The sequence below is a fragment of the Bacillus sp. LSHTCR4 genome (assembly GCF_057197025.1).
Genome location: NZ_JBXUNO010000001.1, coordinates 188,211 through 201,212 on the forward strand (window position 1 = coordinate 188,211; position 13,002 = coordinate 201,212).

A 13,002-nucleotide genomic window follows, 5' to 3' on the forward strand; every position below is an offset into this window, starting at 1 on the left:
TTTAAATTGTGATATGTAACATTATATATGTTAAAAATATTTCAGCGAGGTGAGTTTATGGAAGCAAAGAAATGGTATAGGTACTTAATCCAACTTATCGTAGTTGCATTAATCGTTACTTCCGTACCACTGAATGGATTGGCAGAAACGGCACCACCGTTTACACCATCTCCAAATTCAGAACAAAGTCCAGAAACAGAAAAGAAAGAGGAAAAGGAATTACCAGCTCCACATCCAGATCAATTAAAGAAGGACAAAGCTAAAGCACAGGCGAGTCCGACTGAGGTTGTAGAAGAAAGAACGGAAACAGAAAAAGTTTTCGATAATAATGATGGTACGTATACGAAAAGGGTATATACGGAACCGATTCATATTGAGAAAGATGGAAAGTTAGAAGAGGTTTCACCGAAATTAGTAGAAGCACCAAATGAAAAAATTGTAACGGAAAATACAACATTAGAACCAGAATTTGAGAAAGCAACACAAGATGGAAAGTACGTTCAATTTAAAGTAAAAAATCACAATATTCAATATAAACTAACAAGTGCAAATGGTGAAAAAGGTGAATTGAAGCCGTCACCAGTCACTGCAACACATGAAAAGAATACAGTATGGTATAAAGGAATTTTTCCAAATATTGATTTAAAGAGTACGACGTTTAACGAAAATGTAAAAGAAGATTTTGTATTACGTGAATATACAGGACATCACATTTTTACGTTTGCATTAGAAACAGATTTAACACCGAGCTTACAGGAAGATGGTTCAATCGACTTCCAAAATGAGAAAAAAGAAAAAGTTTTTACATTACCGAAACCGTATATGAACGATTCAAATGTGGATCAACAATCAGGTGAGGCTGTAACGTCAGATGCAGTTCGCTACAATATTGAGAAGAAAGATGAAAAAACATATACATTAACTGTTACTGCAGACCCGCAGTGGTTACAAGCACCAGAGCGAAAATATCCGGTATATGTAGACCCTTCGATTCAGTTGAAAGATTTTGATAATGCATATGCTTCTAGTGCATATCCAACTGTAAACTATTCAGGAGGAAAGCTTTGGGATGCTGGCCAAAATGCTTATACATTAAAAGTCGGATATTATGATGGCGCATCTGGGACAAACTTTGCATTTATTAAACCAGACGTTTCAAATTTTAAAGGGGCAAATATTGAAAGTGCAACATTCAATGCACATACCATTTGGCATTATTATACGAATCAACCAAATGGTGTTTGGTTAGACGAAGTGACGGGTGCCTGGAATGAAGGTAGTTTAAATTGGAATAATAAGCCTGGTTCAAATAATATTGCGCATGCTGATGTAACAAGAGGGCAATGGGCGAGATTTAACGTAACTAACACAGTAAAAGCATGGGTGGAAGGCACAAAGCAAAATAATGGCTTTAAGCTACATGCAAACGGAAATGGTCAAAACCATTGGAAGAAATTTATTGCAGCCGAAAATGGAACAAATGCACCATACTTAGAAGTAAAGTATTCTTACGCAAAACCGAATAAACCAAGAGTACAAACTTATTCAAATGGTAGTGGTAGTAGTTCAGGCCACTTCAATGTACAATGGGATGCAGTTCCAGGAGCGAACGGCTATAAAGTAGCAATATTTAATGGACATGAATATGAAGAAATCGAAGTTGGGAATGTAACAAATTGGACAACAAAAGATAAAAAAATATTCCCAACGCCAGAAGAGATTGCACAAGGCCGTTATTGGGTGCATGATGACGGAAAAGGTGCAGAAGCACCAGTCAATCCAGGTCCAATTTATAAAAATGCATTTTTAGATAAAAGTCCGTATGGAGATTATAGTAGTGCACGTGGATATTGGATTCGTATCATAGCAACATACCCAACTGGTGAGGATAGTCCGCTTTCTGATGAAGCAATTGTTTATATTCCATTGGAGCAAGTGAAAAAGCCAGATGGATCAGCATATATCAATGCAACAGATCAAACAACTGGTTATGTAACATTGAAATGGGATGCAGTACCAGAAGCAGCAGGTTATAAAGTTTGGATTTATAACGGAAAAGATTATGAAGCGTTCGATGTAGGAAATAAAACGAATTGGACAACGCAAAATGAGAAAATTTGGCCAACGAAAGATGAAATTGCAAAAGGCCAATATTTACTTCATCATGATAAAAAAGGTGCAGAATTAGCAGTTGATCCATCACCTGTGTATAAAAATTCTGGTGGAATCTATGCAGGTACGAAAAACTATTGGTTCCGTGTAACGGCATATAGTAAAGTTGGACATGCTGAAAGTGAAATTTCTCATGAGTTTGTACCTAGATTCTCCCAAGATTCTGGATTTATAGGGATGTTTGATTACTGGGCATCAATTCCTGTGTTAAATGGTAAAGTAAATGCTACAAATGGTAACTTTATCATGAGTGAGAAAGATATTACATTATCAGGGCGCGGACCGGATGTATCAGTAGAAAGAACGTACAATAGCCAAAGTAAAAAGGTAGGTTTATTTGGTACGGGTTGGTCTAGTGGATTAGAGGAAAGAGTTTGGGCCGATGGAAATGGAAACTTACTTTTAATTTCTGCTGACGGTGCGAATATTACCTTTACTAGAACAGGAGATAATAAGTACCAAGCTCCTACTGGTATATATTTAGAGATTAAGCAAGTATCAGGCGGATATGAAATAAAAGATAAAGATCAAACTGTTACTTTCTATAAATCTGGAGATGCACAAGGCCGTATTGAGTATACAAAAGATAAATACGGAAATACGACGACGTATGAGTATGATGGTGCATCCCGTTTATCAAAAGTAAAGAATGCTTCTGGTAAAGAGTTAGTCGTACAATATGATGGGAATAATAAAAAAGCAGCAAGAGTAATCGGCCCAGATAGCAAAACGATTACCTTTAATTATGATGGAGATCTACTCGTTTCTTCTACAACGCCAGAAGGAAAAGTATATAAATACGGATATGATAATGGTTTACTAACATCTATTTATGATCCGCAACATACAGATGCAAAACCATATAAAACATCATATGCATACGAGAATAATAGATTAGTAAAAGTAACGGACCCATTAGGAAAAGCTACGACATTAGCATATAATACAGATACGAAAGAAGTTACGTTAACGAATCCTAAAGGTCGTAAAACTGTTTATACGTATAACGATGCTGGAAACCCAGTGAAAACAGTTGAAGATGCGGGACGTCTGAATTTAACGACATCGTATGAATATAATGCAAACAATTTAGTAAAAACAACAACACCTAAAAATCAAACAGAAACAGCGACCTATGATGGTAATGGGAATGTAACTTCTGTTACTGATGAAATGGGAACTGAGAAGTTTGAGTACAATAAAGATAATGGGATTGTTAAAGCAACAGATAACGAAAATCGTGAAACAACTGTTGCTTATAAAGCGGCGAATACAGAAGTATCTGAAACAGACCAAGCTGCAAATACATCATCTTTCATGCAGTATGATCAGTTTGGAAATCCAATTGCAACAACTAGAGAGCTAGGAACAGGAGAAAACCTGATTCAAAATCCAAGCTTTGAAATGAATGGTACGGAAAAATGGGTACCAGTAAATGTGAATAATTCCGGAACTATTACAAAAGATGCAACACCGGCACCAGGTGGCCTTGGAGGAGAGTCATCACTTAAGATTACAACGAAAGCAACGAATAATGATTGGGGCTATACTGCTGCAATTCAAGAAGTAACGTTAGAACCAAATACAACGTATACGTTAAGCGGTATGATGAAGACGGATTTAGCCAATGGTGCTGCTTTCTTCAATGTACAGTTATTAAATGAAAACGGTGCTGGTGTAGATGGTGGATGGCATGATACTCGTCACAATAAAGTTCAAGGAACGAGGGATTGGGTTAATCGTCAAGTTACTTTTAAAACAACAGAACAAACGAGAAAAGTAAAAATTTATTTACAAGTAGAAAATGGCGGTTCTGCTACGAGTGGTTCAGTCTGGTTTGATAAAATTCAACTAGAAAAAGGTGAAGTTTCTTCTAGTTTTAACCCAATTGAAAATAGTAGTTTAGAGAATATGACGGAAAAAGGTTGTATTCCAGGATGGATTCGAGGAGATGGAACAAGCTGTGATCCAAAAGATGTTTCTCAGCAAGAGAGCTTTACGGGACATTCATCTATTGTATTAGAACGTAGCCAATATGGCGGTTCAGATGTAGGATATGCTAAGCATATACATTTAAACCAGAAAAAAGCAGAAGCAATTACGCTAACAGGGATGTCTAAATCTCAAAATGTAGAAAATACCGCACCAGATAAGCTCTCACGAGATTACTCTATTTGGGCAGATGTGTATTATCAAGATGGTAGTGGTACGAACTATCAAGCGAAATTCCCAAGTGGTACGAATGATTGGAACCGTAGTGCGGTTGTAATCCCTGCCACGAAGCCAATTAAACGTATGGAAATCTACCTTCTATTTAGAAGAGAGAATAAAGGGAAAGTATGGTTTGATGATATACGTTTACTAGAAGGTAACGCTCTTATTAAAAACGAGTACGACAACGATGGAAATGTTGTTGCGACGTATGATGAAGAAGGACAGAAGAATACATTCACATATGATGCATCTGGAAATAAAAAGAGCGAAACAGATGAAAAAGGAAATACAAAACTATATGATTACAACAAAGATAATCTATTAACGAAGGTTACATTAAAAAATGGTACGTCTGTAAATTATCGTTATGATCATAATGGAAATACAACAGAGAAATCTGTCATGTTTGGTGGGAAAACACAAACACACAAATATGAGTATGATGTAGATAATAAAAATACAGTGTATATCGATGCATTAAACCGTCGTATTGAAAACACGTACGATGAAAATGCAAACAAAATTAAAACGAAAATGCCAAACGGTTCTATCTTAGAATCTGTATATGATACTGCAGATCGCGTCATTGGTGAAAAGCGAAATGGAAAAGATTCATTTACATTTGAACGTGATCAAAATGGACAGGTTACGAAAGTAAAAGACCATGTCAATGGCGTAGAACGTACAAAAACATACGACAAGGCAGACCGCGTTACAAGTGCAACAGATAGCCGAGGCGGAAAAGTAGACTGGGCGTATCATGACAAAGCAAACAGTAAGACAGAAAAGCTAAAAGAACAAACAGTAACGCAAGGTGGATATACAAATAAAGTATCGTATGACTACAACACGTTAGATCAAAACATACGTGTGACAGACGGTTCGCAAACGTATCGATTTGATTATGACGATCAAGGAAATGTTCGTACGTATACAGCTGGTAATGGTTCCGGTTCTACCTTCAACTATGACCATGCGAACAAGATTAAAGATTTAGTAGTAGGTACATCAAACAGTATTCTACTTTCTGAACGATATGAATATGACCAATCGGGTAACCGCACGAAGATTAAACATGAAGGTGCGGGCGGGAAAGTAACAGAGACAAACTTTGTATATGACCCGATTAATCAATTATTAAATGAAGCACTACCAAACGGAACAACTAAATCATACACATATGATGGATTTGGAAACCGTACAAGTGTGAAAGTTGTAGAGAATGGAAAAGAAACAAAATCTATAGTGGCAACATTCAATGAAGGAAATCAACTTGTAAAATTCGGAAATGAATCGTTAACGTATGATGCGAATGGCAATCGTACATCAGATGGAAAGTACAAGTATACATGGAATGAACATGACCAAATTGTAGCTATCACAAAACAAGGTGAAAGCAATGCATTCGCAACTTATAAGTATGATGAGGATAATCGTCGTATTGAAAAGAGTGTGAATGGTCAAGTAACACGCTACTTCTATGATGGAGACAGCATTAATCCGTTATATGAGACGGATGGTAGTGGAAATGTCCTTCGTCAATATGTATACTCAACAAGTGGTACGCGCCTAGCGATGAAATCAAAAGGACAAACGCTATACTACCACTACAATCCTCGTGGTGATGTAGTTGCGATGACGGATCAAAATAGAGAAGTTGTTGCAACGTATGAATATGATTCGTGGGGGAACGTATTAAAGAGCGACGTAAAAGGTATTGCAGCAGACAATCCATTTGGATATGCGGGATACATGTATGATAAAGAAATTGGGATGTATTATCTGATTGCGCGTTATTATAATCCAGAGCATGGTGTGTTCTTATCGGTGGATCCTGATCCGGGTGATGAAGATGATCCGGTTACAATGAATGGGTATACTTATGGTGATAATAACCCCGTTATGAATATTGATCCTGATGGACATAAAGCATGGAAAAAGTTTTGGTATTCAACAAAGGCCGGAGCTAAAGCTGGTTTTAAGGCTTGGGCAGATGGATATACAAGTGGCTGGAAGGCTATATCGTCTAGTTTTGAGTTTGCGAGTGGGTATTTTACGGGGAAAGCTATGTATAAAAAGAAAAATACACCAGCTTTTAATAAGTCATATATAAATAAGGGAGCTAGGAAAGCTGGATTAAAAGTTGGATTTAAAGCTTTAGGTGGAATCGGTCTGTTAGAAGATGCTTGGACATTTGGTAAAGCTGCGTATGATGGTTATCGAAAAGCGTATAGAGAATATGATGAAAAACATGGCTATGCTAAAAAAGCATATAAAAAGAAAACACATAAAAAGAAACGTAGGAGATAATTATGCTGGATTTCAAATATATAGAGCATTTAATTTATATAATTTTAGAATATCCGATACGTGCAATTATAGTTCTATTTGCAATAGGAATTGTGTTGTATTGTATAAAAGAAAAGTATATGCTATCAGCCTTATTGACCTTGGTGCCAATTATATTAGTGATAATTGTGGTATTTACTGAGTTGTTAACTCCTATTTTAAAGGGGACTCCGATCATATTTTTTTATATTATAGCTATTGTTTATACAGTTGTATTGTGCGTGATATATGATTATGAGCTGTTTAGGGAAAAATAGGTTTATTAAGTATATGATAGCAAGAAGAGCTGATGTTGGCTCTTCTTTCTTTATATATGCCATGGGAATGTAGTGGCAAATAAAAATTGTTTTTAAGGAGAAACGATGGGCACATACATTGAAATACACAAACCTGCAACCGAAAAAAACGGATATTTTCTAGTGTTAGATGAACATGATAATTTTGAAAATGATAAAATCTTGAATTTGTTATCAAAAATTAATAGATATATAGTTGATGTTGATACAAGCATGGAACAATTTATGAAAACAATGATGTCGAAATTTCATTTATATATTTTAGTGAATTGTGAAGGGATTCAAGAGGAATTAACAAAGGTACAAAATTACGTTTTTGAAAAAGAATTAAAAGAGTTAAATTGGAGAAAATCCACTGTAAAGAGTACAATTTTAATAAACTAGTATGATCCTGCAACTGATATTTTCGATGTGATTTCTCCTGTATGTATGGAAGTAAACGAAAATGAGTTAGAGAGTATTATAAAACATATAAAATTTGATCGATCAAGAGTATATTTTAATAAAGAAACAATTGAACTGGCGGGGGAAAAGGGGTATATAGTAGGGCATTTTGAAGATGAATATTATGTAGTATCTTTACGTTCGGAAAAGCAAGTATTTGTTTGTTATGCTGAAGAAAGTATTATGGACTAAAATCAAAGCAGCAACACATGAAGTTTTTACGTTGAAAATGAAAATGCACCCAAATTTTGGGTGCATTTTTTTACAACCTTATGTATTTCACTTTATAAACTCTCTAACCTGTGTTGTTATCAATGTTTTTATGTACTGACGTATGCGTATATAACTTTCTCTCTAGTTTGTTAGTAACTTCTTCTGAAATGATAATGTGTTGTTACTTCTATAATAGAGATAGTATTCACCCGCTGTACGAGACAGATAGTAATAGATGATTACATATGAAGTATACCTAACCTACAATTTATAAAGTGGAGGCAAATGTATGAATAAATTAGGATTTAGAGTTATTCGCGGGGAAGAGGGATATAGCCATTATTTTGGTGGAGCAACTTGGGAAGTTCCTATATGTCCGCAATGTAATGAACAAGCGCATCAAATATTTACCTTTGATTTGAATGATTCGAGATTAGAGGAACTTAAGACAGAAGAATTAAGAGAGTTGCCGTTAATTACTTGTTTAAATTGTTCCTTATATGAAGATATACAAAATTTCAAAATAAATATAATGGAACGTTCTATACATACCATTACTCAAAGTGAGATGTTTGATTGGAAGTATGAATTAATTGATAAGATACCAGTTCCTTTGCCGAAATATGATATGAAATTAATAACGATGGAGAAATATGATGTCCCTTGTGATGAAGATGAAAATGACCAAGCTTTTGATGCGATGGGAAGAGATTATATTTGTAGAATACTTGGAGCGCCCCTATACATAGACGATTTTATAGAGGCAACGTGTCCTTGTTGCTCGAAAAGTATGAACTATGTGGCTATGTTGACCGGAGAAGATTATGGGAATGAAGGGGGACTTACAGGAGGAATAACTTTTCAAATAGGAGAGAGTTTTTTATATTTTTATCTATGTAAAGAATGTCTAATCATACAAACTTCCATGCAGAGCACTTAAGTTTGTTCTGTAGTATTGAAAGTTTTATTTTAATGTGAAGTGAAAGAGTTTGTAATTTAAATAAAAACCGAACCACCATCTAAATGGCGGTTCGGTTTTCTTTATCTATTTTTTCGCTACTAATTTCTTATTCTTCCAATCTAATGTAAACGATTTATTAAATGTTTTTTGATCAACATCTTTTACGTTGTTACCAACCCAGTTTGCAGTTCCGAATGTGTAGCCTGGACGAAGTTGGTAGTCGTCGGCATGTTTTGTATAAGCGACTTGTAGGTTAGATTGGTCTGTATTTTTTTCAGAGATAACAACAGCGATCATACCAGGAGAGAAACCACTATTTGTTAGCGCTGGAAGTTGATCCATCGGTATTAAATTACCTTTTGCATCAGATTCATATAAGTATGTGCGAGAGTACATGAACAGTTGGTTTCCATATAAAGAATGGTAGGAATCACGTGTGTAAATACCCCAGTTTTGATTGTTATATCCGTTAAAGAATACGTTCCATTTTACGTTTTTATTTGTTTGGTCAATTAAGTTTGTTTTATAACTAGTTTGTTTATAGCTTACAGAGTCAGACCAAGTTACTTGGCCAGTTGCGCCAGCTTCAGCGCTAGGTCCATTTGGCGTTGCAGAAGCTTTAACAGAACCGCCAAGTTGATATGATACACTAGAGGTTACAGTCGTTTCTTCTACAGCATTTGTAGGTGCTACGTTAAAGAAACGGGCGCTGTTATCTTGAAGATTAAAGGCAATATCATACTGTGAAGGGTAGCGTAATGTTGCACTAGCGCCAGGGATTGGGTAGTTATCAATAGGCGCACTACTTATAGTAGGATTTGCTTTTAGAAAACTACCAGTTGTATTAATAACGGCAATCTGTTTATCAGCGCTCGGATCATCGATAAAAGTTACCTTTAAAGACATTGTCATATTATCAGTTTGATCATTATTAAATGTATTATAGCTCGTATGTGTTTTTGCATTTTGCCCGATATCTGTTACAACTTGTGGCGTCGTTTGAGCGTAAGCAGCAGGTGTTGAAAGTGCTAAAGCGCTACTAGCAAAAACAGCGGATAATGCTAAACATTTTAAATACGTTTTAGAGCATTTCATACAATCACTTCCTTTTATTTTTGTCGATATATGTCGTATTTCGTTTATATCGTAACATGAAAATAAAACGGAAGGGATAGTTATGCATAATTGCATAGGTGAGTTTTGGATAGTGAAATTTTATGAATCCTTCTCAAGGGAATCGCCGCTGTATTGTTTATATATTCCTCTTCATCAACTCCCCAACTTGCGTTGCAACAAATGCAACATCACTATCAATTTCGTCTAACACGTAAGATTCCAAAATGCCCATTACAGCCGTTCCTAAAAACTTTAAAATGATGTGTTTATCGATGTTTTTATTTACTGATGTGTTTGCGTTTAGTTTTTTCTCTATTTCGCCCATGATGAAAGTTAGTAATTTTTTTTGAAATGATAAGGTGCTGTTACTGTTAAATAACGCCGCGAAAAATGGTTTGTGTTCTTTGAAGTATTCAAACCATATAATCGTTCCTTCTATAAACTCTTTGTTTTGCTTCTTGTAGCATATTTCTTTTAATTGGTTTAAATGATCGTCAACAATTTTATCTAATAAATTGTACTTATCTAGATAGTGTAAGTAAAAAGTTTTTCTCCCGATGTTTGCTTTTTCGGTAATGTTTTTTACGGTAATTTCGTCAAAGCCATCTGCAATTAGCATTTCTATAAATGCCGATTGAATAGCGTTTTGTGATTTTATAATTCTTCGATCGATTTTCTCCATATGGTGTTCCTCCGTTGTTGATACACATATTTCGTTATGTGTGTATTATCACCCAAATGTGTAAATGTGGTCATTGAAACAAGGTGCTACTCATTTTATTATAAATATACACGTGAGTAATAACTCTCACAAGTGTAATATTAAAAATGAGATAAGGGTGGTTTTATATATGTCAGTTACGAAGAAAAATGTAAGATTTTATGCAAGAGGTTTACAAGTTGCAGGTATTTTGAACATTCCTGAAGGTGCTGAGGAAAAGAAACAAAATCCAGCGATTGTTTGTGTGCATCCAGGTAGTAGCTGTAAAGATCAAACAGCAGGGTTGTATGCGGAAAAGTTAGCAGAACAAGGATATGTAACGCTTGCGTTTGATGCATCGTATCAAGGGGAAAGTGAAGGTGCACCGAGATATATAGAAGAGCCAGCTGCGCGAGTTGAGGATATTCGCTCAGCAGTAGATTATGTAACTACCCTACCTTATATAGATGAAGAACGTATCGGTGTGTTAGGCGTGTGTGCAGGCGGTGGTTATGCAGTAAATGCTGCGATGACAGAGCGTCGCATTAAAGCGGTTGGTACAGTTGTTGGTGCAAATATCGGTCGTTTAAATCGTGAGTCTAACCCGATTGGTGTGTTAGAGGCAATTGGTAAACAACGTACTGCTGAAGCGCGCGGAGCAGAAGAAATGATTACAAATTGGATTCCTAAAAATCAGGAAGAGTTAGCGGCAGCAGGTATGACGGATATAGATATTGTAGAAGCGGTTGAGTATTACACAACGCCGCGAGGTCAAAGTGTGAACTCTCCAAACAAATTAAACTTTACGAGTATGGGATCGGTAATTGGTTTTGATGCGTTCCATTTAGCAGATACGTTATTAACGCAGCCGCTGCAAATTATTGTCGGCAGCAAGCAAGGCGCATTCGGTTCTTATAAAGATGGTCATGAGCTTTATGAGAAAGCAGCTTCAGAGAAGAAAGACTTACTTGTTGTGGAAGGTGCGAGTCACTACGATTTATATGATCAACCAGAACCAGTAAAAATTGCAGTTGAAAAATTAACAAGCTTCTATAACGAAAATCTGTAAAAGGAATGTTGTTTTGAATTGCACCTCTAATTGTTAGGTTTGCATCTAGCAATTAGAGGTCTTTATTGTGAAGATTGCTGTGCTTAATATTTACGCTAAACGTGCATAACAAGATATAATAGAAGAAATACATAAGGAGGCACGCTGTGAAGAATCGTCGTTATTTCAATATATTTACTATGTTACTTGTATACACACTACTTATGTTTTACATCGGCTGGAACGGATGGGTTTGGCTTCATGCGGTATTTGGCTGGGAGTCTTGGGGATATTACGCTTTCGTTGTTGGCTTCATTTCATATGCGTACATTCTCGTGCAAGTGTTTAAGTTTTTGCCATTTCTACGAACGATAGGTTCGATTTGGTTTGCGGTTATACAATACGCGCTTATGCTATTGCCTTTAGCTAATATTATGGTCTTTCTTTTACAGTTTTCAGTGGAGAAAGAAGCGGCAATTATTTGGACAGGGGCGGCTGTGTTAGCTGCATTTATTTTAATCTTTGCGTACGGAGTATTCAACGCATATAGCCCGGTAGTAAGAAAATACGAGGTGCACATACCGAAAAAAGTAGAGGGGCGTAAAAGCTTACGCATTGCGATGGCTTCTGATATGCATTTTGGTAAACTATCTGGCGTTTCGCATTTAAAAAGACTTGTCCATCATGTAAATGAAATGGAGCCTGATATTATTTTACTGCCAGGAGATATTATCGATGATCATCCAGGTGTGTTCATTCAAAAAAATATGGGACATATTATGAAACAGATGAAAGCTCCACTAGGCGTATATGGTGTGTTAGGAAACCACGAATATTACGGGCGAGCAGTTCCAGAATTTATACAAGAGATGGATAAGATTGATATTCGCATTTTATTAGATGAAGTAATTACAATTGAAGATCAGTTTTATCTCGTTGGAAGAAGAGATAAAACTGAGCGAGATCGCCAAAGTTTTGAAAATCTTATGAGTACGGTAGATAAAACGATGCCAGTTATCGCAATGGATCATCAACCATTCGAGTTAAAACAAGCAGCGGATGCTGGCGTAGATTTACTATTATCTGGTCACACGCACCGCGGACAAATGGCGCCAAATCATATTGTAACGAGAAGAATGTACGAACTAGACTGGGGATACGCACAAAAAGGTGCGTTCCACGCAATTGTTTCTTCTGGTTTCGGATTCTGGGGACCACCGCTTCGACTTGGAAGTAGATCTGAGATTGTGCAGGTGGAAGTTACGTTTGAATAGGTGTATAAAATAGAGAGCGAATTGCTCTCTATTTTTTCAATAAAAAAAGGCTCCACATAAGGAGCACGCAATAAAAATAAATAAATTAAAACAAATAACAGACATGTATAATATACAATATTAAAAGTTAAATATAAATATATTTAGATTTATTATTTTTATAGTGTTCATTTCATAAAAGAGGTACGATTATAAGACTCGGCTGAAATAAAGGG

General features: G+C 35.9%; 6 protein-coding genes and 1 pseudogene. 5 read left to right on the forward strand and 2 right to left on the reverse strand.

Features of this window, described 5'->3' with window-relative positions; all coding sequences use genetic code 11:
• Positions 1-57: 57 nt before the first annotated feature.
• The 3 genes and pseudogenes from AC2CGR_RS00940 to AC2CGR_RS00950 all read left to right on the forward strand — a co-directional run bounded on the left by AC2CGR_RS00940 (position 58) and on the right by AC2CGR_RS00950 (position 8,628).
• Positions 58-6,696, forward strand: a complete 6,639-nt coding sequence (locus tag AC2CGR_RS00940) for a DNRLRE domain-containing protein (protein WP_484480434.1) — start codon at positions 58-60, stop codon at positions 6,694-6,696.
• 401 nt (positions 6,697-7,097) lie between these two features.
• Positions 7,098-7,667: pseudogene (locus AC2CGR_RS00945) on the forward strand (hypothetical protein).
• A 310-nt stretch (positions 7,668-7,977) separates the two neighbouring features.
• Complete coding sequence (locus AC2CGR_RS00950) at positions 7,978-8,628, forward strand: hypothetical protein (RefSeq protein ID WP_484480435.1); 651 nt, start codon at positions 7,978-7,980, stop codon at positions 8,626-8,628.
• 105 nt (positions 8,629-8,733) lie between these two features.
• On the opposite strand, the gene cytK2 is transcribed toward AC2CGR_RS00950, so the two are convergent.
• On the reverse strand, positions 8,734-9,744 hold the full coding sequence (cytK2, locus tag AC2CGR_RS00955; RefSeq protein ID WP_484480436.1) for a beta-channel forming cytolysin CytK2: 1,011 nt from the start codon (positions 9,742-9,744) through the stop codon (positions 8,734-8,736).
• Between the two features lie 157 nt (positions 9,745-9,901).
• Positions 9,902-10,447: a TetR/AcrR family transcriptional regulator gene (locus tag AC2CGR_RS00960; RefSeq protein WP_484480437.1), complete on the reverse strand. Its 546-nt coding sequence runs from the start codon at positions 10,445-10,447 to the stop codon at positions 9,902-9,904.
• Positions 10,448-10,616: 169 nt separating this feature from the next.
• Between AC2CGR_RS00960 and AC2CGR_RS00965 the strand changes: the two genes are divergently transcribed.
• Both AC2CGR_RS00965 and AC2CGR_RS00970 read left to right on the forward strand, forming a co-directional pair.
• Entirely contained in the window at positions 10,617-11,534 is a 918-nt protein-coding gene (locus AC2CGR_RS00965; protein WP_131101597.1) for an alpha/beta hydrolase, read from the forward strand.
• 146 nt (positions 11,535-11,680) lie between these two features.
• On the forward strand, positions 11,681-12,787 hold the full coding sequence (locus AC2CGR_RS00970; RefSeq protein ID WP_071723822.1) for a metallophosphoesterase: 1,107 nt from the start codon (positions 11,681-11,683) through the stop codon (positions 12,785-12,787).
• The last annotated feature ends 215 nt before the right edge of the window (positions 12,788-13,002 follow it).